Origin of the sequence: Flavobacterium chungangense LMG 26729 (assembly GCF_000735715.2) — a bacterium.
GTDB lineage: Bacteria > Bacteroidota > Bacteroidia > Flavobacteriales > Flavobacteriaceae > Flavobacterium > Flavobacterium chungangense.
This window is the reverse complement of sequence record NZ_JASY01000022.1, coordinates 19,667-43,948: the sequence shown is the minus strand read 5'-3', so window position 1 is coordinate 43,948 and position 24,282 is coordinate 19,667. Positions and strand designations below refer to the sequence as shown.

The window sequence follows — 24,282 nt, the reverse complement described above, 5'->3', positions numbered from 1 at the left end:
AACCGAATTATACTACATGAAGAAACTTTACTTCTTAACATTACTTTTTATTTTAATCATTTCTACTGCTGCCCATAGTTATAATCGTAACGATAGAAATAATTTTTCAAATAAGCATTACAGCAATTTTACAGCACCAGTGGTAGATTTCAGCTTTACTAATGATGGTGCCTGCTCAGGAACTCCTGTTACGTTTACCCCAATAGTAGCGGGCAGCACTCCCTTTTCTTATAAATGGGATTTTGGAGACGGAAAAACTTCTACTGAAATGAATCCAAGTCATAGCTTTACATCTGTTGGATGCGGAACCCAAAATTTTAATGTAAAACTAACCGTTACTGACGCTAATGGTCAGATAGGTTCGATTACAAAATCTATTTCTGTAAAACAGAAACCTGATTTAAAGTTTACTGACCTGAATGCTCCGGGTTCTAATAAACCTTTTGAAAGATGCGGGGATAATAACTCAAATCCAAAATACACTATTAATGTAGGAAACAGTTCCAGTTCTGTTTCTTGTATTACATCCTATAATGTCGACTGGGGAGATGGCAGTACAGATACAAATGTTACTTTTCCAAAAAGTCACCAATACCAGAAATTAGGTTCTTTTAATATGGTGATTACAGCAGTTGGAAATAATAGCTGTAATAATTCTGTAACTTATGTAGTTAAAAACTCCAATAACCCAATTGGTGCACTTATTGCTCCTGGTAACACTACCAACTTATGTATTCCGGTAGAACCAATGCAATTTGCTATTGGTTCCTGGGCTCTTAATCCTTCTGACACTAATTATTATATTAATTATGGTGATGGCTCTACTCAAACTTATACGCAGTCTCAACTGGAAGCTTCTTCTTATTATAATAGTCTAAATCCTCAGGCTTCACAAAATTACCCTATCCCACATGAGTTTAAAAGAGCCAACTGCCCGTCAGGAAACACTGTTACCTTAACTATAACAACATCCTGCGGAAGCACCTATCTTACTGCAGGACCCATTATTATTTTAGATGTACCCGTAATCAGTTTTAGCATACCATCTGTTGCATGTGTAAATTCAGGTGTCTATTTCAATAATTCAACCTATGCCGGTTATACTAATGGCTGTAGTACTGTAAATGTTTACACTTGGGATTTTGGGGATGGAACAACTTCAAGAGAGGTTAATCCATATCACTCCTATGCAGCACCGGGAAGATATAAAGTTACCTTGAACGCTACAACACCATGTGGTGTAGGAATCACTCCTGCTGCACAATATATATGTGTAGAGCCAATATTACGACCTGACTTTACTTTTGGTAATGCTTGTGCTAACAATAATATTCAAATGACTAATACGACTGATACAAGTTTAAGTTGTGGTGCAGAAAGTTATAATTGGAATGTTGATTATTATGCACCAGGATACTGTGGTAAAGAAACATCTCCTGGATCACAAAGAGGACAATGGAATTATGCAAACGGTTCTAACTCATCATCAAAAAATCCGGTTTTCAATTTTGTAACACCTGGAACTTATTATGTAACGCTAACAGCCTGGAACTCTTGTGGAATAACTCCAAGATCTATTCAAAAAATAATACAGGTAAAAAAACCACCTGTTATTTCCTTAAAACCAATTTCAGACTTTTGTAAAACGGCTACGATTTATCCTGTAGGAACGGTAGAAGAAACCTGTTCTCCAGCTTCAGAAATAACATATTCGTGGAGTTTCCCGGGTGGTACACCTTCAACTTCAACTTTACTAAATCCCGGCCCTATTAACTATACCAAAACAGGTAATTATGAAGCTATTTTTAGTGTTACAAATAGTTGTGGTACAGAAACAAAGAAAGTGAGTTTTTCTGTAGACATGGTTCTTTCGCCTGTTATAACCCCTAAAACAGCAAAAATATGCAGTGGAAATACTTTTCAAATTATACCTGTCAGTAACGGAACAACAGATAATGTACCATCGGGAACTACTTATGTGTGGTCTAATCCGGTAGTTTCTCCGCCGGGTGCAATAAGTGGTGCCAGTGCGCAATCCAGCCCAAGAGCAAGTATAAGTCAAACCTTAATAAACAATACTGCCAGTCCGGCAACAGTAACCTATACTGTATCTCCAATATCTGCTTCATGTCCTGGTCCAGATTTTACAGTTACAGTTACAGTAGAGCCAACTATAAAAGTCGTTCAAACTATAAAAAATGGCAAATGTTACGGATCTAATGATGGCTCAATCAGCTTAATTATAAGTGGAGGAACACCTCGTACAACAGGAAAACCTTATACAATATCCTGGACAAGCCCTAACGGATTTACTAGCTCAGATCAGGATATCTCTAATTTAAAAGCTGGTTTGTATTTTTTATCTATCACAGATAATGGAGGCTGTCCTTTTAATACGTCATATAATGTATCAGAGCCAGGAGAATTTAGAATTGCAGGCGAAGGTAAAAATGATATAACCTGTTTTGGATTAAAAAACGGTACCATCAATACCTCTGTAACAGGAGGAACACCTCCATATAATTTTGTATGGACAAAAGATGGAAATCCTTATCCCGGGAATTCCGGGAACCTGAATAATCTGGACAAAGGAGTTTATCAGGTAAAAATAACAGAAGCCAATAATTGTGGCGAACTTACAGGAACCAGTTTTACTATTATCGAGCCTCCATTACTGGAAGTAAAATGGGAAAGCCAGGTAGATGTTTTATGCTACGGATATAATACCGGTGAAATTAATGTGAGTTCGTCTGGAGGAAGACCTGCTCATCGTTACAGCTGGACTGGACCAAACGGGTTTAGAAGTAATCTTCAAAATTTAAAGAACCTTTATGCCGGTACTTATAATTTAACGGTTACGGACAATTCCGGATGTACCGTTCCATTGAAGGTTGAAATACTTCAAAATCCTGAAATAAAATTAAATACCTCTGTTACTCATTTAACTTGTTACAGCGTTAGGGATGGAGTTATAAAAATTAATTCTATCACAGGAGGAGTACCTTTTGCAACGGGCGATCCGTATATTATAAAATGGAGCAATTTAGGAACTGGCATGGAACAGTCTAATTTGTCTGCAGGAAACTATATAATTACCATTACTGATGCCTTGGGATGCCCGAAAGATTTTCCTATAACGGTTAACAATGCGCCGGTATTTATGATTAATCCGGACTTTCAAAACATTTCTTGCCATGGAGCTAATGACGCACACATCCGACTCAACCTTGTTGGCGGACAAGCACCGCTTAAACTCGAATGGAGTGATGGCTCTACAGCTGGAATCGAAAGAAACAACCTTGGTCCTGGAAGTTATAAAGTAAAAATTACCGATGCTAAATTATGTGTAATAGAAGCAGAATATATTGTTGTTGATCCATTGGAATTAGAGATAAGAGGAGATGTTTCAAACCCGCTTGATTGTGTTAAAGCAAATACCGGTGTCATTGATCTTGTTGTTACAGGTGGTACAGCTCCTTATACCTATGTTTGGTCTAATGGTGCACGAACTGAAGACTTGAGTCAACTCACGCCTGACAATTATACTGTTACGGTAACAGACTCAAGAGGCTGTAAAAAATCAGATACGTTTAAAATTACGCGATTTGAACAGCTTACTCCAACGATAGAAATTTTAACTGATTTTAATTGTGAAACCAAATTTGTAGATCAGACATTTGTGGGGCATGTTAAAGGGGGGATTCCACCTTACACATTAAAATGGTCAGATGGAGTTATTTCTGGTGTGAATGGTGAAATAATGAAAACCGATAATAAAGGATTAGTCATTTTTAGCGTTACTGATAGTTTTGGCTGTACTGCCGACGTAGTTCATAATGTTAAAACACCTGTTTTAGGTGTAGCAGGCTTCTCTACCAGTTCGTACGGAAAAGAGATGTTTGACCTCTATGCCGTTTACGACCCGGTTACATTTACAAATTTAGCTACAGGAGATTTTACAAGCATGTCATGGGATTTTGGAGATGGTAATTTTTCTACTGAAACAAATCCAAAACACATTTACACCAGAGAAGGCACCTATACTATAAAACAAGTTGTTAATTATCCTTTTGGATGCCAGTACTCTTATGAAACCAGTATTCTTGTAGAAAAAGGATATAAGCTCGTTATGCCAAATGCTTTTACGCCCAATAATGACGGAATCAACGATTCATTTGCACCTGTCTTTCAGGGATTGAATAATGTGACCCTTGATATTTATGACACATGGGGAGGTATTATTTATACAGAAACAGGTGTAAATATTCATGGCTGGCGAGGAAAAATTAAGGATTTAGATGCCGAAAACGGTAATTACTATTTCAGGATAACAGCAAAAACCTTTTACAATCATACCATAACAGAAAAAGGATCACTCACATTAATTAAATAAAACAACAGATTAAAAAAATGAGATTAAAATTACTATTTGTTATATTGATAACATGTTGTTTTTATACCAAAACAAGAGCACAAGATCCTATTTTTACACAATATTTTTTAGTTCCCGAAACCTTAAACCCGGGTTTTACAGGTTTTATGGAAACTACCTATGCCGGAATTATTCATCGTGAACAATGGCCTGAATTAGATTTAAGTGTCGATACAGACTATGCATTTGTTAATACCTGGAGTGATGACCTTAATAGCGGAATTGGCTTGAACATTTTAAATCAAAGAGAAAATGCTTCCAAATATAATTTTACACAAATCAATGCCAATTATGCCTACAGGGTAAGAATAAACGATACCTGGACATTCAGACCGGGTATAGAAGCAGGATTTGGTTTAAAATCATTTGCTTTTGGCAATTTATTACTTGAAGATCAGATTAATATAGGAGGTTCAAACAACGCAACTTCTATCGATCCGCTTCTGGCTAATGATAAGGTTACTTTTTTTGATGTATCTGCAGGTATGGTTTTTAATACCGATGATCTCTGGATTGGACTTTCGATGAAACACCTCAACAGACCTAATATCGCTCTGAGTACTAACGGAAATCTGCCTTTAAATACTTTTTTCTCGCTAAGCAGCGGGTATGAATTTCTAGTGGCTGATTATATTGATGTATTGTTTCTTCCCTATGAAACCAAAATGTTTGTTACATCAAATTATATGCAGCAAGGGCGATATAACCGACTGGATATGGGAGCTTCTATTTTATTCGAAAAAATGTTTTTCGGAACAACTTTCGTTACCAATCCTGCTAAAAATGGAATGAATAATGAATTACTGACTTCTGTTAATTTTTTCACCGGACTGCAATACGAAAATTTACGATTAGGGCTTTCATATGATTTGAATACCACTAAAATAGGAAGAACAGGAGGTGTTTATGAACTTTCATTAACCTATCAGTTCAATATGGCACGTAAATGTTTTGGCTGCCCAAATTATTCAGGAAACTAAGATTGACTAACTATCTTTAATTAAAAAAAGAACCCTCTCAGAATTAAATCTTAGAGGGTTCTTTTAACTTTAAAATTAAATTATTATTTTCTTAGCAAATAGTATATAATCAAAAGAGTAAATTCTTTTCTTTTATATTCTAAGCAGGCTCCCATAATTCAATTTTATTGCCTTCGGCATCCATGATATGCACAAATTTCCCATAGTCATATGTTGCAATATCATCCAGTATGGTTACTCCGTTTTCTTTCAGTTGATTTACTAATCCTTCAATATTCTGAACTCGGTAATTGATCATAAAATCTTTTTTAGATGGAGAAAAATATGCATCTCCTTTTTTGAAAGGACTCCATTGAAGAGTGTTTATTTCCTCAGGCCTTTCAATGTTTCTGGATTCAAACACTGATGTACCCCATTCGCTGATTTCAAATCCTAAATTTTTGGCATACCAGTCTTTTGTTTCCTGTGGATTGTCTGAAAAAAAGAAAATCCCCCCAATTCCTGTCACCTTAGGTGTTACATCACGTGAAACTGAGTTCTCTGAGTGATTTTTTTTATCTTCCATAGTTATCGCTTTTAGTTAATTAGCTGATTTCTGAATCTTTCTGAAAATTTTCCATTATATTTTTTAACTCTTTTAAGTCACTTGCAAGCGGATTTAACACTATCTCTTTATTTAATTCTATAACAATTTCGGACTCTATCCGACAAAAAACACGACTATTTTCCTTGTAGAAATGAAACTTCAAATTATCTAAATTTGGATTAGAAGTATACAATATATTTTCTAAATAATAATTTTCAGAATCATACCTTATTGATAACCTGAACAATGTGGGATCTCTTGAAAAATCTACACTAACCACCTTTTGATTTTCAAAAAGAGTAAAAAATGTAACATTCCAGGTTCCTTGTGAAAATCGAATCCGCAAATCGTTATTATATTCTCCACTTACTATAACTTTCATGTTTCTTTTTATACATTTTACAAAAAACTTCCGGTAGTCTAAAAACCTAAACCCAGTTCATAGCTTAGGCAGCAGGAATTTGATTATTAACGATTACTTTGTCTGATTAAAAGGAAATTAGCAGCCCACTGAAAACCTATAAATCCAAATAGAAAAATTACTGACACCATATTAAATATATCTCCTGTCATAAAAGTTAACGCTATTGCAACAAGACCTATAACCGCCATAACAATAGCATACACTAATAGTGAATATTTGTATTTTGTGGGCGAAAACATCACACTGCAAGGCAGCATCATCGCACACCCAAAAACGGCTACTGATAAAAATCTTTCATCCGGTAAAACAAAATAAAACAAGAGACCAACAGCAAATATGGCTAAACCTAAAGCAACAAAATTAGAACTTTGTTTTTGTTCATTACTGAGCAATAATTGTCCGTATTTATTAAAACGGAGAAATAAATTTCCGATTGGCGTGATAACCCAGGTAGAATAGGCAAACAAAGCCAAAATAATTATTAAAGGATTTAAATACGGCTGAAGACTGACATTATTATCTGCTAAATTTCTAAGCAATTTAACTCCAAAATAAAACCCAATTATAACTCCCCATTGATACTTGGCCGTTAAATTACCCATCCAAAATGAATATTTTAAATAACCTCTATATACAGGATTAGAAGCTTTTATGGCTTCAAGCATTCCTGATTGTGCATAGGGAAAATTAGGATCGCTTTTCAATGCTTCGTTAAAGTGCTTCAGTGCCTTTTTATTATCTCCTTTTTCTAATAAACTCCAGCCATAATTGGCATGTGTATAAGCATTATTAGGGTCTTCCCTTAAAGCACCTTCGATGGTACTAAATGATTCTTCACTTCTGTCCAATTTTAGTAAAGCGGTACTTCTGGTGTTTAGTCCCAATAAGTTTTCGGAATCAATCTCTAAAGCTTTATTGGCAAATTCCAAGGCCTCTTTATATTGTTTGCGAGCTAACTTAATGTTTGCCATAAAAGCAAAATAATCTGCATCATAAGGATCTAACGTTATTGCCTGCAAGATGTTTTTTTCCCCTTCATTATAATCGTCCTGCTGAATAGCAATTCTTGACTTTACATAAAACAAATGAGGTTCATCTGGTGCTAAACCAATTGCATTTTCGATTATAATTTTGGCTGTATCAAATTTGTCTTGTTGTAAATTAACTTCTGCCAGCAATGACAAAAAGTAAATATTATTGACGTCGCCTGAAATTAAATCTTTCAGTACTTTTTCAGCCTCTGCGTATTTTTTCTGTTGAATTAAAATAGTAACCTTTGCTATTCTATGATCTTCTGACATGTTATTTTTTAATTTTTAAATACGTTAGAATATCATCATACAATCCTGAATCATTTGCGAACATGGCAAAATTTTTCGCAGTCATAAACCACTCCTGTGTACTGGGTTTGTGTTTTTTGATTGCATTTTGTAAATCCTTTGTACTAATTGGTTTTGGAATACCATCCTGAAAAGAAGATTCTAATTTTTCTTCTATAGCAATATCAATAATGGCTTCAATATCTGCTCCTGAAAAATTTTCTGTCTTTTTTGAAATACTGTTATAATCAATTGCTTCTGTCGGCTTATTGGTTAGTTTAAGCTTTAGAATTGATTCTCTCGAAGCTTCATCCGGTGGTGGAACAAAAACGATTCTGTCAAAACGGCCAGGCCTTCTGAAAGCGGGGTCTAAATTCCAGGGGGTATTTGTTGCTCCAAGTACCAATATGCCTTCATTATTATTATCTATTCCATCTAACTCTTGCAGAAACTGATTGATTAAGTGACGTCCGCTTGATTGTTTCATGTCGCTTCTGCTTGCGCCCAGAGCGTCAATTTCATCTATAAATAAGACGCAAGGTGTATTTTGTCGGGCTAGTTCAAATATATCATGCAGATTTTTTTCGCTGCTGCCAATCCACATATCTAAAATATCATTCAGTCCAACACTTATAAACTTTGCGTTTACCTGTCCGGCTGTTGCTTTTGCTATATATGTTTTTCCGCAGCCCGGTGGTCCGTAAAGTAAAATGCCTCCTCCTATTTTCTTTCCATAGGCTTTATAAAGTTCAGGATGCTGCAATGGCTTGATAATTTTTAGCTCGATTTCTTTTTTTACAAATTCCATTCCGCCAACATCAGCAAAATTAACCGTTGGTTTTTCCAGAAATCTGCTGTCTATTTCCTCATCTGATTCAATTACTTCATTGCTCCCCTTTAATCTAAGTTGATTATCTAACTCTTCATCAAAAAATTTAGGATCAATTGCCAGTGCTCTTTTATAGGTTTCAACTGCCTTGCTAATTGAATTTTCTTTTAAAAGTCCTTTGGCATACAATGCAAATACGTTTACGTCATGAGTCCCTTTCTCCATGACTTCTTCCAAAATTACATTACAGGCTGAGTAACTTCCCTTTTTAAAGAAAGTAGTTGCAAGTCCTACTTTTGCTTTAACATCGTTTGTACTCCTTAAAAGTGTAAGATATTCTGTTTCTGCTTCTTCCAGTCTGTTTAAAGTTAGTAAAGTCTCGGCTAAGAGAAATCGTAATGGTGCGTTTTCCGGAGAATGCTTCAATGCCTCTTTTAAACTGTCAATTGTATTATCGTTCATATTAGTAAATATTACTCCTCTTTTTAGAATTCTTTTAATTTCAACCGATTATCGGCAAAACGAAAATACAAATTAAAATGATAATTCCGTTAAAATCCTAATAGATGTAGTGTCCTAAATTTCCTTCAAACTAAAGCAAAAAAAAAAACGGAAATAACTTTATCAGCTATTTCCGTTTTTAATTCCAATTCTAAAGAATCAGATTTCCTACTTAGGTCATTATCTGGTATAAACTGTGATAATACCAGTAGCTTTGTCTTTTAATTTCAGCTCTTTATTAGTAAGATTCATGATATCGCTGGTTGTACTGGCAGTACCAATAGTAATCGTTAAATCATTATGAGATCTTACGTAGGTTCCTGTTGTTTCAGTTTTGTTACAACTCTCACCGCTATAATCCCCTATAACTGCTACATTACTCAGTTTTAGTTCTAAATAATCTTTACTACATCCACTTGCATTTTGTGGAGCATTAACTAAAACTTCATTCCCGTTCGAATCTGCTGTTCCCACTTTGCTTAGTTCATATTTTCCCTGAATTGGTACTATTGTTTCTCCTTCATTATCTTCATTACTGCAAGATGTTGCTGCGAATAATCCAAAACTTAGTGCTAATACGTATAAAAAATTTCTCGTTTTCATGTTTGTTTGTTTTTAAAAATTATGTTTGATTTATATTTACGAAATTACATTCGATGTAATTCAAATCTGTTTCATAATTTTCAAAATAACTTACATAATTGCCGTTTATATACTAAAATCGTAATTTTATGTTAGATACCTAAAGAATAAAACAAAAAAAATCCTGAACTAAATTCTCAGCAGATTGTGTTTATGAGTTAATTTTAAACCTGATTATTTCCAACTGTCTTTAAGCTGCGACAAGTTCTCTGCTTCGTAACTCCTGCTTAAGATTCACAATATTTTTAAATCAACATTTAATTTCTCATTATTTTTTTGTCTAGCGACCAGAAACCGCCACCCTTTATGAAAAGAAAAATATTTCCTAAAAGCATTGCCCAGTCCGTTCTGCTTTCGTGCATCATTTTCCAAAATCCGTCATTGATTAAGATTTCTGTTTTTGTTGTTGCGATTGCAACAAGTATAATTGCAATAAGGGGAATACTGGCGAGTCTTGTAATTAAGCCCAATAAAATTAATACACCACAAATTATCTCAAAAAGGCCAACAAGACTTCCTAAAAATTCAGGCGAAGGGAGTCCTATTTTTGCAAATCGTCCGCTTCCTAAACTATCAGCGAATAGAAATTTTTGAATGCCCTCTGAAAGAAAGACTATTCCAACCATAATTCTGATTAGGATAATAGTTTTTGAACTGTTGGTATTTAATATCTTACATTTCATTTCTTATAGATCAAAGTAATTATTCTTAATTAAATATCATTTTACATATTTATCAATAATATATTGAGTGACGGGTTTTAATGGTTTATTATTTTCAGGATGCCTTCCGTGTTCATTAAAAAAATCAACTCCATTTGCTGTCTTTGCATACCAAATAATTGCTACTCCGTTTTTATCAAAACAAGTTGTGGTATCGCAAATGGTAATTTTTTTTAGATTAACAAGACCAGGATCCAAGACTTCGATTGCATTTGCAGGTATGAAACCTTCTTTTTTTACATCACAATCTACAATTTCATAATGGTCGCTTGTCCATTGCATACATTCTTTTTTCTCAGGAAAATAATACGACCCTAAAACTACCAGAAAAGAGACTACTCCTATCCGGATCCATTTATTGCGTTTTATTATCGATTCTTTTTGAGGTAATTCTTTTTTAAAACCTAAAAATAATTCTAATGGTTTAATAGCCTGTTTCGTCGTTTTAATTTCTTTTAAAATCTCTTCTTCCGGGGCTTCTATTAAAATTTCATCTACAGTTAAAATATTCTCTTCATTCGAAAATGCTGTTTTATCTAAATTTTCTTCTTTACATAAATCTTCATTTAGATTTTCTTCTGGAATTGCCCTTTCCTCTTTAATTCCATTACTCTTTTCAAATTCTTCGTTATCATCATTTTTTATAAAAATCACTTCCGGTACATGAGGATTGTTTACAGGTTTAAGAGTTTCTTCAACAGAATTATCTATTTCAATACATCCTTCTTTATTGAATTTTTTAAATGGTCTTGGATGAAAATCAACCAAAATTGCAGCAAGTTCTACCGTGCTAAATTTAGCCGGCTCTTTTTTACCTGTTAAGAAAGTTACAACAGGTCTGAATTTATCTGTCATATTGGTAGAAAAATGTCTGCTTTTAGAAAGATCAAAATCAAAATCAAAAACAGAAAAGAATATACTTGAATCATCTTTACTTGTGTTAGTCTCAAACCTTACCCAACACAAATTTCTAAGATTGGCTTGCGAAGTAGGCAAAAAATAATTAGAAAATTCTCCCTCTTTTTCAATTTCATATTTAGTTCTAATAGCTTTTTTGTAATCATCTCGAGTATTGTTGTTCATAAGCTTCTGGGAAATTTTAGGAATTTCAGGAAAATTTCGGGATCCTTTAAACATTGTAGGAATTCCCGGAATTCCGTATCAATTCACGTTTACAACGGTTGTTACTTTGCCTCAGAATCAAGTTAACGTTTTGATCTGCAGGTTAAAACAAATGTACAAAACTAGTTCAATTATAAGTGCGGAAAACCGTAAAACGGACTTTATCCGGGAAGTATAAATAAAATTTTATAGTTCTACGCACTTCACTTCCCAAACACCATTGGTATTGCCAAACAAGATCCGGACAGAATCCGGACAGCAATAGCCATGTAAATTTTTTAAATCCAAAAACATGAAAAAATTATTTTTATTGGGAACGTTTGCCCTATTGACAACTACATTATTCTCCTGCACTGCCGACGAATATGAAACTCAAACAAAAAAAGAAATAGCTCCAACTTATGCTGATGGACCTGGTGATGATCCAATTAGAGTACCACCTCCGCCACCAAAATAATAATAGATTAAATTACAAAATATACAATTAATCATTAATTTCGGGGAAAGTATGTGTTATGCTACGATCCCCGTTTTTATATTTATTTATTTTTCTTGTTATTCTTTCTTGTAAGGAAAAAATCCCCAATGCTATTACTACAAATACAACATCTTCTAAAAAAGAAGCAATACGCTTTCGAGAAAAAGCAATAGTCAATTTTGAGAAAAAAAACTTTAACATTGCTTTTTACAACTTCAATAAATCAAAAATAGCTTATGAAAGTTTAAAAGATACTGCTAACATTGTATACATTCTTATTCAGATGGCCTCAATACAACAAATAAATGGTGATTATTATGGAAGTAAGGAAACACTAACTGAAGCATTACCTTACATCAAAAAAAAAGATATTTACAGCGCTTCTATTAATAACTATTTTGGTATAGCAGATAAAGAACTTTCGATTTACCATGATGCAATTTACTATTATAATGAAGCTATAAAAGATTGTGAAACCGAAATAGCAAAACAATCTCCTTTAAATAATATTGCAGTTGTTTACATTCTACAAAAAAAATATGACAAAGCTATCAACATACTGGAATCCATTCGAAACAAAAAATTAAGCAATTTAGAGACTAAAGCACGAGTTATAGATAATTTAGGTTACACCTATTTTAAAAAAGGTTTTACAAAAAAAGGTTTTGTACTAATGACTGAAGGTTTTGCTATTAGAATTCAAAATAATGATCCTTATGGAAGCATTGAAAGTAATTTGCACTTAGCGGAATGTTACAGCAAAACAGATTCAAAAAAATCAAACCATCATGCCTTACAGGCCTATGAAACAGCTACAAAACTCAATAGCATTGATGAAAGATTAAAGGCTTTACAATTTTTAATTTCGAATGGTTTTAGTAAAGAAAGTAACAGACATGCGCAAAAATATATCACACTAAACGATAGCATAATTAAAATAAGAAACAATTATAAAAACAAGTTTGCCAAAATTAAATACGATTCTAAAAAAGAAAAAGACGAAAACCAAAAACTGCGTTTAGAGAAAGCAGAAAATCAATTATCACTTCAGGAAGCAAAATATCAAAAAATATTTTTCATAATCGGAATTACGTCCCTTTGTCTCTTATTATTATACTTAAGAAAGTTTTATCAAAACCGAAACCGAATCGAAAAAATAAAAACCGCATACGATACCGAAACCAGAATTGCCAAAGACATTCATGATGAACTCGCAAATGATGTTTTTAATGCCATCACTTTTACTCAAACACAACCTTTAGAAAGTGACAATAGAAAAGAAACCTTAATTAAGAAACTGGATCATATTTACTCACGTGTCCGGGGAATTTCGAGAGAGAATAATGATATTGATACCGAAACAAATTATTCAGCTAATTTAAAAGAAACACTTTCGACTTACAACCTTGATACCAGAAATGTCATTATAAATAATATCGAAAAAATCAATTGGCATGATATTGATAAAATAAAGAAGATTACCATTTACCGCATTTTACAGGAATTAATGGTAAATATGAAAAAACATAGTGAGGCATCAATAGTAGTCATAAAATTTGACAACAGTCCAAAAAAAATATTTATAGACTATACGGATAACGGAAAAGGCTGTGATCAAAATAAAATTATAAAAAATGGTTTGCAAAATATGGAAAACCGTATTCTGGCTGTAAAAGGAACTATTACTTTTGACACTCAACCCGAAAAAGGATTTAAAGTAAAAATATCCATGCCAAAATAATCTTATGATGTTTAAAAAAGTAATAGTTGCCGAAGATTTTGACAGTATTAATTTAGGAATAGAACAAGCCTTAAAAGATGTAGGTATTACAGATTATCAATATTCTAAATATTGTGACGATGCCTTTATAAAAATAAGAGCTGCTATTCAGAACAATGTTCCTTATGATTTACTTATTAGTGATTTATCCTTTAAAACGGATCATCGGGAAGTAAAGATAAAAAGCGGAGACGAACTTATTCAAAAAGTCCGCGAAATACAGCCAGACATTAAAATTATTGCCTTTTCTGTCGAAGAAAAAAGTTACCGTATAAAATCGCTTTTTGATGATTGCGGAATTAATAGCTATGTGATTAAAGGCAGAAACAGTATTGAAGAACTTAAAAAAGCAATAAATGCTTTGGTAAACGCTACAGATAAATATATATCTCCAGAAATTGGAGTCATAATCCAGGAAAAAAGCAATTACGAAATAGATGATTTCGATATTGAAATTTTAAAACATTTATCCGTTGGAACTGCCCAGGACGACATCACAGAAATTTTTAAAAAATCAGGTATAAAACCCAATAGTAAAAGTGCTGTCGAAAAAAGAATCTCAAAACTCAAAGACTTTTTTAAGGCAAATAATACCGTTCATCTGGTTTCTATTACTAAGGATATGGGTATTATTTAAATCTCATTTAGTATGATATTAATTTTTAAAAGCTCTTTCGGGGGCTTTTTTTTATGACTGCAATTTAAAATACCTGGATTATGGTTTTCCGTAAAACACTGGCTTTAAATAGGTTTAAGTTTGAATTATTAAATCAATTTAAATATTAATTAAAACCAAAAATTATGAAAAACTACTATGTAAATAACACTCCACAATTAAACGGAGATCACGAAGTCCATACTGATGACTGCCGTTACTTTGAAAGCATTGTAAGTAAAAAATACTTGGGCGCTTTCTCCAACTGCAAACCTGCAGTAGATGAAGCAAAAAAAACGCATCCAAAATCAAATGGCTGTAAAACGTGTTGTAATCCCTGCCATACAACCTAATCATGGGCTTCCGATTTCAAAAGAGAATTAAACTTGGAGGCGGACTCGGTTTAAACATTAGCAAATCCGGAATTTCTCCAAGTCTTAGAACCAAAATGGGAACATTTAGCAAATCCGGCTATTCTGTAAAAACAGGCATCCCTGGATTAAAATACCAAAATAGCGGATGTTTTGTACTATTCATATTCACAGGACTTTTAACATTTTTAATTTATCAAATAAAATGAAACATAATAAACTTATAATAATTCTACTTGCAGTTTTTACAGTAATAGCATTTTCAATTTCTTGTTCATCAGATTCAAATTCAGATTGTCCAACCAAAACTTGTGGTGATTTCGCAAATCAGGAACAAGCACAATCCGCATATGACAATAATAAAAGCTGCTACAAAAACTTAGATTCTGACGGTGATGGTATTGCCTGTGAAAACTTAAAGAAATAAACATGATAACACTAGAACTAAAAAGCCATTTTTTGAGATTATATCAAATGGCATTATCAGACGATCAATTTAATGTATTAGAACTTCAGATGCTTTATCATTTTGCAGATGAAAGAGGAATTCCGAAAGAAGAATTGGATAAACTTTTCCTTAATCCTGTCAATATTGAATTCACAGTACCGGAAGCCTTAAATACAAAGATTGAATACCTGTATGACCTAACCCGAATTATCTGGGCAGATGAAAAAATAACCGATGACGAATTGAATATGCTCCGAAAGTATTGCCGAAAATTTGATTTCGTTGAAGAAAACATCAATGATTTATCTGATTATCTCATTGAGTGTGTACAGAAAAACATCGGTAAAGAAGAAATTATTAGTCAACTAAATGCTTAAACCATGAAAACACTTTCACAATTATTTAGTTTAAAAAAAACTGAAGATTCTTCTTCTAAATCTTTTGAAGAAAATGAAGAAGACAGAGAACAAATAAGAATTACTTACTATCAAAGCGGTTTCGCCGCTTCAATAAAAGCAACAGGCAAACCAATTGTTTTAAAAGCATGTCTTCAAAATTTATATATGAGTTTTGAAGATCAGTGTCGAAAACAAAAAATGGAGCAAGACAGATTAAAACAGCCTTACCGCGAAGAACAGGAAAAAAACAGAACTGAACTTAAAAAGTCTGAAGCTGCTATTGGCATTTTCGAAAAAAAAGAACAGGATATCAACAATACTATTGACGAGATCAAAAACGAGATTATTGAAGTCAAACGTAATCCTGACAAATACGGTATCGAAGATGGCAAAGGTTTAAAAGCGCAATTTTACATCGGTTTGTTTTTACTACTTCCTATTACACTCTACGTATTAGTCTTTTATATTTCGGCTTCGTATTCTGCTTTTTTCAAAGAATTTTCAAATGATAGTTTAACAGCTGCGATTTTTGATGCCGATGCTTTTACAAATGCTTTTAAAGCGAGCTGGCTTGAAGGTGTTTTGGTTGTAACAATTCCTTTTGTATTTATGGGTTTAGGTTATGTAATTCATATGGTTCAAAAAGGAAAAGGCATAAAAAATGTTTTAAGAATGATGTCCTTATTTGTTATCACCTTTTTATTTGATGCTTTACTCGCTTATCAAATAGAAAAAAAGATATATGAGTTTAATAAAACAACCGATTCTGCTCCATACAATTTGAACATCGCTTTGGGTGAAGCTGAGTTTTGGATGATCATATTTGCCGGATTTGTGGTGTACATCATCTGGGGCCTTGTATTTGATTTTGTAATGAAAGAATTCGAAAACATCGATAAAATAAGAGCTTTCATCCGGGGTAAAAAAGAGAATTTAATTAACCTGGAAAAAATAAAAGCAGATTACATCAATAAAATCAACGATTTCAAACAACAAATTGTTACTCTAAACGGAAAAAATTCAGAGCTACAATCAAAAATAGACGGTTTTGTTTTTCCGGTAAAAGAATATCTTCATTATCACCACCAATACAAAGAAGGATGGTTTCAGGCAATAAACACAGAGATTGCTTTGGCTCATAAAGAAAAAACAGAACTTCTGGAAAACTGTGAATTTCATTCTGAAGAACACCTCAACAAATTAAACTTAGCTGATCCTGATTTCCAGCATTTGGTATATTCTAAAAACTAATTAAATGAAAAATATTTTACAAAAAGTACTCCCTTCATTAGTATTGATTTTGTTTCTTTCATGCAAAGAAGAAAACAAAAATGGAGAAAAAGAAACGGTACATAAAAATCCTGTTTCAGAAAATTACAATATAAGTATCCTTTTAGATTTATCAGATCGAATTAGTCTCAAAAAAAATCCAAATTCAACAATGGAGTATTATCAAAGGGATTTAGGATATATTAAATCGGTTTCAGAAGCTTTTACACAACATCTAAAATCAAAAAGAATAAGGCAGATTGATGACAAAATGCAGCTGTTTTTTAATCCTGAACCGGAAAGCCCTGAAATTAATTCGATTGCAAATGAATTAAAAATTAAAGTTGATAAAGATAATGCTTCAAAGGATTTACTGAACTCGATAAGTGGTAACTATGCTTCAAAAACAGCAAAAATATACGATTCGGCAATTAAAGATGATAACTATATCGGATCTGATATTTGGAATTTTTTCGACAGCAAAGTTCAAGATCAATGTATTGATAAAGGGTATAGAAACATTCTGGTTATTTTGACCGACGGTTATATGTTTTATGAAGGAACCCAAATCAAAAATGGCACTCTGTCGAGCTATTTAACACCTCAACTAATTAAACAAAATGGGCTTAACACAAACGACTGGCAGAAAAAATTTGAAAGTGAGAATTTTGGTTTTATCAAAATTGACAATGATTTATCGAATCTGGAAGTTTTAGTCCTTGGCATAAACCCTGGTAAAAATAATCCTTACGAAGAAAAAGTCATTAAAGCCTATTGGAGCAAATGGCTAACAGAAATGAACATCAAACATTTTGAAATTAAAAGTGCTGATCTGCCTTCGAACACAGATAAAATTATTAAAGATTTTATTTTGAATAAAGAATAATACTTTACAATAAACAATTTAAAAGAGGAATTCTATTGTCCTCTTTTTTCTGTTTATAAAAGTTTCAAAAACTTCTCTCTCTTTACGGTTTTCCATAAAATACTGATTCTTATTGGTTTTACATTTGAATTATTAATTTAAACTAAAATCAATGGAAATCAATATTCAACTTAAATCATTAGCTGATAAAATCAATCAGTTAAAAAACAAGATTGAGACAGAAGAATCTACAAAGCATGCTTTTGTATTGCCGTTTATACATGTTCTCGGATACGATGCTTTTAATCCGCTCGAAGTTGTTCCTGAATTTACGGCCGATTTAGGTCTTAAAAAGGGAGAAAAAGTAGATTATGCTATTTTTCAAAACGGAGAACCTATTATAATTGTGGAATGCAAAAGCTGGAAGGAAAAACTAACGATTCATAATTCACAGCTATTCCGCTATTTTCATGTGACCAAAACCCGATTTGCACTTTTAACCAATGGCATCCATTATCAGTTTTTTACTGATTTGGATGATCAGAATAAAATGGACGAAAAACCATTTTTAGAATTTGATATTACTAATTTAAAAGAAAATACAATCAACGAAATAGCGAAGTTTCATAAAGCCAATTTCGATGTAGATAATATTGTAAGCAATGCCAGTTCTTTAAAATATATCAAAGAAATTAAGAAACAAATCAATGCCGAATTGGAAAGTCCTTCAAATGATTTTACTAAACTTTTTGCTGGTAAAGTTTATACCGGAAGACTTACTGAAAAAGTGGTGGATGAATTTAAGGATTTAGTCCAGAAATCAGTTAGTCAATATATAAACGACAAAATTAATGACCGATTAAATGCTGCTCTGACCAAAGAAACAATTAAGCAACAGGATGAAGAAATTGTAATAGTCGAAGATGACAATAAAATCATTACGACCGAGGAAGAACTTGACGGATATCGTATAGTGGTTGCTATTTTACGCAGAAAATTACCAACGAACCGAATCGTACATCGCGACACACAATCTTATTTTGGAATATTATTGGATGATAACAATCGTAAACCTTTATGCAGATTACATCTAAACGGAGGAAAAAAGTACATCAGTTTATTTAACGTAAACAAAACCGAAACCAAATTACCCATTTCATCTATTGACGATATTTATCAATTTGAAAAGGAATTATTAGAAACAATTGCACTTTATGAAACTGAATAGAATCAGGTATTAGTACTTATTTCTAAAAAAATTATTCTAATTAGATTTATCACAGACATTAAAAATAAATCAAAGAATTATCTATCTCCTAAAAAACTATAACGTATGAAAACAAAACATTATGTAATTATTGGACTTTGTTTATTTGCATTAATTGCAGCATTATCAAATCCCGGAACTGAGAAACATAAGGAAGAAGTAAAATTAAAAATGAATGTATTTCTTGAAAAACAAATGAATGAAAAAAATACCAATCAAAATGACGAATGGTCTAAAGCGGGAAATACAATGGGAAATGTTTTCGCAAAATCAATGATAAACATGATGGTTGATAATATGGTTTCTTCATCTAATTATGTTCTTTTTTCAACAACAAATGTAACTTTCGAAGGAAAAACAAAAACAATTGGTATTGGCATTTTGGGAAATATCTTTTTGTCTGGCAAAATTGATGAAGCAATGAATCAGGAAAAATAAATTTTAAAGTTTAACCATTCAAAATAAAAATGCCTGTGCTAAAAAACTACCTAATCTTATTATTCATAATCCTTTTAGCTCTTTCCTGTAAAAAAGCCGATGCTCCTCCTCCACACATTAATTCCTTTTACAAAAAAGTAATTACGGCAGATGACCGAAAAACAATTACCCCCGAGGAAGCCAAAACCTATCATGTCGATGAAACTTATCAATACGAATACAGGACTGGAAATTCAGGACATTATGAATATAATTATAATGTAAAGGGAATAAATGTAAAAGGCGATTCGGTTTTTGGAAATATAAATGTTGAAGGAAAATGCGGTGCCGGAATTTTAATGAACGACAGCATCGCAGATATTGAAATCAACACCGAATGGATCTCTTATGGAAAGTTAAAAGCAACTGATAAAAAAGGAAACGAATATCAACTAATTGTCAAATAAATAATCCCCAAATGAAATATACCCTACTCCTGCTGTTTATTTGTTTTTCTTCTTTTTGCCCTCCGCCAACACAAGTATTTATATGCGGACCAACCGGTGCAAAAAAATATCATTATAAAGAAAACTGCCGTGGCTTAACAGCTTGTCGACATGTATTAACCAAAGTTTCTGAATCTCAGGCGCAGGGATATGGATTAACGCTTTGCGGTTGGGAAGATTAAATTTAAAATCTAAATAATAACAACGGCAAATAATTCTAAAATTATTTTTGTTCTTTATCTATAGTAATAGTTAGCTTGTTTTTCTTTTGTTCAATGTTTACGATTTGCCCTTTCCTGAAACCCAGTTTTTCTAACCATTTGCCTTCTAACCTGATTTCGGGTATAGTTGTACCGCCATAAGTTCTTGCCTGATATTTCGTATGAATCTTTAGTTTTCTGAATTTGCCCATTATCTTGTGTTCGTTATTCCGAACAAAAGATAAGTATAAATTTTGGATATTCGCTATAGTGAACACGAAAGAAGAAAAATATTTCAAGAATTTAGGCGAAAAAATTAAGCAATTGAGAGAGAAAAAAAATCTTGATCAAAAAACTTTTGCCTTTGATTGTGAGATCAGCCGTACTCAACTTCATATGATTGAAAATGGTAAAACAAACCCACGATTACTGACGTTAATAAAAATTACCAACGCTTTGGAGATTTCTTTATCAAAATTGGTAGATTTGTCTAGTTAGAGTCGCGTTTCAAACGCTATATTTCATTCTCTTAATCTGATGCCCCTTCAATGTCATTAAGTTAAGAGATTTTAGATTGAGGATTAACGATTTTTGATATCAGATTTGATGCAGCTAAATAATTAGATTGTCGATTTTGCGAGTTTTTTTATATCAGAAATCAAAAATCAGCAATCATTTTATCTTTTAGTCCCTAACTTAATTGCATTAATCACACTCCGCCAAACTGCACAGTAATCTATGAAAAATGGAAAGTAGCTGTAGCTGTTTTAATTTATAGGACATAACCAATTTCCCAAATGTGTCCAAAAGGATCTTTTATTTTACCAATTCGCCAGTCTTCTTCTGTAGTCATAGGACATATTGCTGTGGCGCCAAATTTTAAGGCCTGATCAAACAACTCATCTGCATCTCGGGTTGTTAAAATTAATCTGACAGGACTATTGTATTCTCTATTAGGACTCAGGTTTCCAAATTCAGGCTCTTCATCCCCAATGAAAAAGGAGGCATTTTCAATGACTAATTCAGCACTTAATTTTCCGTTTGGCAATTCATATTTTGTTTTTACCGATGCACTGAATGCAGAAACATAAAAATCAAGAGCTTTTTTTCCATCATTTACAGTCAAAAAAGGTTTTATAGTTATTGTAGTATTAAGTGTCATTTTATAATAAATTTAATTGTTGTCTATTATTTTTTAGAAAATTTGGTACTGAATCTGGTGCGCGTTTGCAAATCAGCCCTTTACCACAATGATTCACTGAAACATTACAAAAAACAGTATTATCGTCTTCGTAATTTCTATAACTGCTGTTTACATAATCACGTTCCTTAAAAACAATTTGAGCCTTTACAGAAAAATCTACCTAATAACCACTGACCACTGTTATTGTTATTGTTATTGTTATAAAAGTTGGAACTAAACTGTCTATTACATTATACTGGTCAGAAAATCGTTTTTCTTGTTTCAGATATTTCGTTTATTATAACCATTTTTCTTAATTAGCGGTGATTGCAAACGTTAAATTTCATTCTCATAATATAATATTTGCAAACGAGCAACAGAATGGTTTTTTAATAATATTCATAATGTCCGTAGTGAAAATCTTGTGCTCGTCTTAAATAAAAATTATCTGAAATTAACGTGTTTAGTTTATCAACTATTTCATTAAGTTTTTTATTTCTTTCGATTTTTTCTTGCCCTAATGTTTCAAAGTCAATTTCACTTTCATCTTTTATAAGTTGGCGCAATGATTTTATATATAATTCTTTTTGTTTTGTAATGTCATAAGTCTTCTCGATTTCATTATTCTCTTTAGGTAAAAGGTAAATGGAATATTCTGCATATCCTAAAATTCTCATTTTTTGATGTCCAAAGTATGTTCCCCCATATTGGAAATGTCCAAATAATGAATTTATCATTGAATAGATTTCAATAAGTTTTTTTCGCTGATGAGTGTATTTTTCAATACCATTTTTTTGCTTTAAAAAGTGAGCATATAAAATAAAATAGACATCCTGTCCTTGTTCACTTCCAAAATCGACACTATTTACAAAATTATAATAAAGTATATCTGGATTTGTTGGAAATTCCTGAATTAATTCCGGGTGTTCGTTTATGATTTTATTGAAATCCGATTTAGTATATTTTAAAGTATCGCCAATTTCAGTTGTGATTAAAATGGTGTCTTTTTGGGTATAATAATTTGAATTAATATTTTTTTTAATTGCCGTTTTTCTTTTGGCATTAGTTATCTTCTCAACTTGTTTTGGTTGATTCTTGCAACTTAGAAATCCAAATATAAAAATCAATATCAAAATAAATTGTCTCATTTTATGCATTTTAAAATATTAATAGCTATTAGCCATAGTTTTTTATTCTGTTTTTTCGTCAAGGTAAACAAAATCTCCTGTTTTCATTTTTCCAAAAACTTCGTCTTTTAAAACTGGGTTTATGACAAATAAATATACTAGATAATGTGGCTCTTTCTCTCCCGAAGAAATAATTTGTTTCTTCGGTTGAATTACAAGCTTCATTGTTGTACTTTCATCATTGTAGGCAGATACTAACCTTACAATTCTATTATTTTTTATCCACTCATATAAGATAAATTTTTCATTCCAGTTATTTTTTAATTTTTTAGGTTTACCATATTGAGTCACTAATTTTTTGAATAAATCTCTACTTTGTTGTCCCGTTAGTTCTTCAGAAACAGCATTTATTACTTTTATTTTCCCTTCAATTGTAGTGGCTACATTAATTTTTTGAAACTTCTGATTTTTAAATACGGCCATAGTATCTATAGAAGTTGAGCTTTGTTGACGATATTTAATACCAATTGCCTTTTTGTTTTCAGAATATTCATTTAAAAAGGTTGTGTCTTTAACAACCAATTGTGAACGTAATGCTCCTTTTATTTCGTAGTAACCTATATAATCTTTACTCTTATTTTTCTCAGGATACAAGTCTGATATTTTTGTATCGAAATTGAAGTTTTCTAAATTTAAAGGCTCTTCTCCAATTGGCTTTGTCTGACCGTAGCAAGTGGTAACCATTATTGTAAATAGTAAAAGTAGTAGTGTGATGTTATTTTTCATTTTGTGTTGTCTTTCTTATTTCATGGCTAATGCGTGCATAATTATCGGGAACATCAGTCTGTTAAAAAACTAAAATCAACCTCTTGAGAGTTTTTCTCTTAATTTATACAGGTACTCGTTACAAAAGAGCACCAGATTAATTTTTAGTGGTAGTAGCTACTAAATGTTTCCATCAAATACGCATTGATTTCATAAAAAATTTTTAACGTCGGTATAAAATGATATTGTTCATCTTGAATTAACGCATTGCTATAGGTCACACCTCTTGATTTCTTTTCATCATATATTGTCATATTGCAATCGTGAGAAGCCGATGGTAAACTATATCTTTCGATTATTTTCTTCTGCCTTTTATTATTTTTTTGGCTATATTTATTTTGAATTGATTCTTTAGTCAACTGTTTAATTTGATTCAAATTATATTTTTCAAGTTCATTAATTAAATTGTCAGCATCAAATGAAACTATCTTTGTAACGAGTCGTTTAGTTTTTAATTCTAACTCTTTTTCGTCAACGATTATAGTATTTGGTTCATATAAACCATCTATAGCTAAGTCTTTAATAAAACTACCTTTCCATTTTAGGTTGTCTTTGAATAAATATAACTCGCAATATCTTTCACAAATCTTTATTGCAATAAAACTTTTAGACTTCATTAATTTCACAACAGAATCTCTAACCTTTTCAAATTCCTCGGATGTATTATTAACTTTAACATTTGTCAAAGTTTGCCCAAAGAGAGTTTGATTAATTAAAAAAAGAATTATTACTGTAATGATTTTCATTTTTTTGACTGTATATTGCTATTACAGCTAACTTGTTTATAATAAATAAAAAACAACTCCTATATACTTAATCTTGGGAGGAGCCATTAAATTCAGCTAATATAACAATCTTATTATTACAAAAGAAAATCAGTAATCAAATCACAAAAAAACCTCCCGAAAATTTTACTTCCCGGGAGGTTCAGTCCTA

The 24,282-nt window shown here is 32.1% G+C and carries 28 protein-coding genes; 16 read left to right on the top strand and 12 right to left on the bottom strand.

The window, feature by feature from the left end; genetic code table 11:
* The first annotated feature begins 16 nt into the window (after positions 1 to 16).
* Positions 17 to 4,393, top strand: a complete 4,377-nt coding sequence (locus JE46_RS24695) for a T9SS C-terminal target domain-containing protein (RefSeq protein WP_031457386.1) — start codon at positions 17 to 19, stop codon at positions 4,391 to 4,393.
* A gap of 17 nt (positions 4,394 to 4,410) precedes the next feature.
* The gene (locus JE46_RS21650; protein ID WP_031457385.1) at positions 4,411 to 5,412 is read left to right on the top strand and encodes a PorP/SprF family type IX secretion system membrane protein; all 1,002 of its coding nucleotides are present in this window, start codon (positions 4,411 to 4,413) and stop codon (positions 5,410 to 5,412) included.
* A gap of 139 nt (positions 5,413 to 5,551) precedes the next feature.
* Here JE46_RS21650 and JE46_RS21645 read toward each other — a convergent pair whose 3' ends face one another.
* The 7 genes from JE46_RS21645 to JE46_RS21615 all read right to left on the bottom strand — a co-directional run bounded on the left by JE46_RS21645 (position 5,552) and on the right by JE46_RS21615 (position 11,518).
* Positions 5,552 to 5,977 (bottom strand): VOC family protein, encoded by a 426-nt coding sequence (locus JE46_RS21645; RefSeq protein WP_031457384.1) that lies wholly within the window; start codon positions 5,975 to 5,977, stop codon positions 5,552 to 5,554.
* 19 nt (positions 5,978 to 5,996) lie between these two features.
* Positions 5,997 to 6,380: a hypothetical protein gene (locus tag JE46_RS21640; protein ID WP_031457383.1), complete on the bottom strand. Its 384-nt coding sequence runs from the start codon at positions 6,378 to 6,380 to the stop codon at positions 5,997 to 5,999.
* Between the two features lie 86 nt (positions 6,381 to 6,466).
* Positions 6,467 to 7,723, bottom strand: a complete 1,257-nt coding sequence (locus tag JE46_RS21635) for a tetratricopeptide repeat protein (protein ID WP_031457382.1) — start codon at positions 7,721 to 7,723, stop codon at positions 6,467 to 6,469.
* Between the two features lies 1 nt (position 7,724).
* Positions 7,725 to 9,032: an AAA family ATPase gene (locus JE46_RS21630; RefSeq protein WP_031457381.1), complete on the bottom strand. Its 1,308-nt coding sequence runs from the start codon at positions 9,030 to 9,032 to the stop codon at positions 7,725 to 7,727.
* 219 nt (positions 9,033 to 9,251) lie between these two features.
* Positions 9,252 to 9,674 carry a lipocalin family protein gene (locus JE46_RS21625; RefSeq protein ID WP_031457380.1) on the bottom strand — a complete coding sequence of 141 codons (423 nt, stop codon included), beginning with the start codon at positions 9,672 to 9,674 and terminating at the stop codon, positions 9,252 to 9,254.
* Between the two features lie 296 nt (positions 9,675 to 9,970).
* Positions 9,971 to 10,396 carry a DoxX family protein gene (locus JE46_RS21620; RefSeq protein ID WP_031457379.1) on the bottom strand — a complete coding sequence of 142 codons (426 nt, stop codon included), beginning with the start codon at positions 10,394 to 10,396 and terminating at the stop codon, positions 9,971 to 9,973.
* A gap of 36 nt (positions 10,397 to 10,432) precedes the next feature.
* A complete protein-coding gene (locus tag JE46_RS21615; RefSeq protein WP_051872977.1) occupies positions 10,433 to 11,518 on the bottom strand; it encodes a hypothetical protein in 1,086 nt (361 codons plus the stop codon).
* Between the two features lie 349 nt (positions 11,519 to 11,867).
* Between JE46_RS21615 and JE46_RS24320 the strand changes: the two genes are divergently transcribed.
* From JE46_RS24320 to JE46_RS21555, 13 genes are all read left to right on the top strand, one after another.
* Complete coding sequence (locus JE46_RS24320; RefSeq protein ID WP_167343459.1) at positions 11,868 to 12,014, top strand: hypothetical protein; 147 nt, start codon at positions 11,868 to 11,870, stop codon at positions 12,012 to 12,014.
* 304 nt (positions 12,015 to 12,318) lie between these two features.
* Positions 12,319 to 13,776, top strand: a complete 1,458-nt coding sequence (locus JE46_RS21605; protein ID WP_317041414.1) for a tetratricopeptide repeat-containing sensor histidine kinase — start codon at positions 12,319 to 12,321, stop codon at positions 13,774 to 13,776.
* Between the two features lie 7 nt (positions 13,777 to 13,783).
* Positions 13,784 to 14,452 carry a response regulator gene (locus tag JE46_RS21600; RefSeq protein ID WP_031457375.1) on the top strand — a complete coding sequence of 223 codons (669 nt, stop codon included), beginning with the start codon at positions 13,784 to 13,786 and terminating at the stop codon, positions 14,450 to 14,452.
* A gap of 164 nt (positions 14,453 to 14,616) precedes the next feature.
* Positions 14,617 to 14,823: a hypothetical protein gene (locus JE46_RS21595; RefSeq protein ID WP_031457374.1), complete on the top strand. Its 207-nt coding sequence runs from the start codon at positions 14,617 to 14,619 to the stop codon at positions 14,821 to 14,823.
* A gap of 2 nt (positions 14,824 to 14,825) precedes the next feature.
* Positions 14,826 to 15,050, top strand: coding sequence for a DUF4236 domain-containing protein (locus JE46_RS24755; protein WP_035137001.1), 225 nt, complete (start codon positions 14,826 to 14,828; stop codon positions 15,048 to 15,050).
* Positions 15,047 to 15,268 (top strand): excalibur calcium-binding domain-containing protein, encoded by a 222-nt coding sequence (locus JE46_RS21590; protein WP_031457373.1) that lies wholly within the window; start codon positions 15,047 to 15,049, stop codon positions 15,266 to 15,268. The genes JE46_RS24755 and JE46_RS21590 overlap by 4 nt, the downstream gene beginning before the upstream one ends.
* A 2-nt stretch (positions 15,269 to 15,270) precedes the next feature.
* Positions 15,271 to 15,666 carry a hypothetical protein gene (locus JE46_RS21585; protein ID WP_031457372.1) on the top strand — a complete coding sequence of 132 codons (396 nt, stop codon included), beginning with the start codon at positions 15,271 to 15,273 and terminating at the stop codon, positions 15,664 to 15,666.
* A gap of 3 nt (positions 15,667 to 15,669) precedes the next feature.
* Positions 15,670 to 16,938, top strand: a complete 1,269-nt coding sequence (locus tag JE46_RS21580) for a sugar ABC transporter permease (protein ID WP_031457371.1) — start codon at positions 15,670 to 15,672, stop codon at positions 16,936 to 16,938.
* Between the two features lie 4 nt (positions 16,939 to 16,942).
* Positions 16,943 to 17,842, top strand: a complete 900-nt coding sequence (locus JE46_RS21575; RefSeq protein ID WP_031457370.1) for a hypothetical protein — start codon at positions 16,943 to 16,945, stop codon at positions 17,840 to 17,842.
* Between the two features lie 151 nt (positions 17,843 to 17,993).
* Positions 17,994 to 19,049 (top strand): type I restriction endonuclease, encoded by a 1,056-nt coding sequence (locus tag JE46_RS21570; RefSeq protein ID WP_031457369.1) that lies wholly within the window; start codon positions 17,994 to 17,996, stop codon positions 19,047 to 19,049.
* Positions 19,050 to 19,154: 105 nt separating this feature from the next.
* Positions 19,155 to 19,526: a DUF4359 domain-containing protein gene (locus JE46_RS21565; protein ID WP_031457368.1), complete on the top strand. Its 372-nt coding sequence runs from the start codon at positions 19,155 to 19,157 to the stop codon at positions 19,524 to 19,526.
* Between the two features lie 35 nt (positions 19,527 to 19,561).
* Positions 19,562 to 19,972, top strand: coding sequence for a hypothetical protein (locus JE46_RS21560; RefSeq protein ID WP_031457367.1), 411 nt, complete (start codon positions 19,562 to 19,564; stop codon positions 19,970 to 19,972).
* Positions 19,973 to 19,983: 11 nt separating this feature from the next.
* Positions 19,984 to 20,193 (top strand): hypothetical protein, encoded by a 210-nt coding sequence (locus JE46_RS21555; protein WP_031457366.1) that lies wholly within the window; start codon positions 19,984 to 19,986, stop codon positions 20,191 to 20,193.
* 41 nt (positions 20,194 to 20,234) lie between these two features.
* Here the strand turns inward: JE46_RS21555 and JE46_RS21550 are convergent, their stop codons facing one another.
* On the bottom strand, positions 20,235 to 20,423 hold the full coding sequence (locus JE46_RS21550; RefSeq protein WP_031457365.1) for a SymE family type I addiction module toxin: 189 nt from the start codon (positions 20,421 to 20,423) through the stop codon (positions 20,235 to 20,237).
* Positions 20,424 to 20,481: 58 nt separating this feature from the next.
* Between JE46_RS21550 and JE46_RS21545 the strand changes: the two genes are divergently transcribed.
* Positions 20,482 to 20,709 carry a helix-turn-helix domain-containing protein gene (locus JE46_RS21545; protein ID WP_031457364.1) on the top strand — a complete coding sequence of 76 codons (228 nt, stop codon included), beginning with the start codon at positions 20,482 to 20,484 and terminating at the stop codon, positions 20,707 to 20,709.
* 274 nt (positions 20,710 to 20,983) lie between these two features.
* On the opposite strand, the gene JE46_RS21540 is transcribed toward JE46_RS21545, so the two are convergent.
* From JE46_RS21540 to JE46_RS21525, 4 genes are all read right to left on the bottom strand, one after another.
* A complete protein-coding gene (locus JE46_RS21540; protein WP_031457363.1) occupies positions 20,984 to 21,373 on the bottom strand; it encodes a VOC family protein in 390 nt (129 codons plus the stop codon).
* 410 nt (positions 21,374 to 21,783) lie between these two features.
* Positions 21,784 to 22,542 (bottom strand): hypothetical protein, encoded by a 759-nt coding sequence (locus JE46_RS21535; protein WP_031457362.1) that lies wholly within the window; start codon positions 22,540 to 22,542, stop codon positions 21,784 to 21,786.
* Between the two features lie 42 nt (positions 22,543 to 22,584).
* Positions 22,585 to 23,307, bottom strand: a complete 723-nt coding sequence (locus tag JE46_RS21530) for a hypothetical protein (protein ID WP_157505971.1) — start codon at positions 23,305 to 23,307, stop codon at positions 22,585 to 22,587.
* 143 nt (positions 23,308 to 23,450) lie between these two features.
* Positions 23,451 to 24,092: a hypothetical protein gene (locus tag JE46_RS21525; RefSeq protein WP_031457360.1), complete on the bottom strand. Its 642-nt coding sequence runs from the start codon at positions 24,090 to 24,092 to the stop codon at positions 23,451 to 23,453.
* Positions 24,093 to 24,282: the final 190 nt, after the last annotated feature.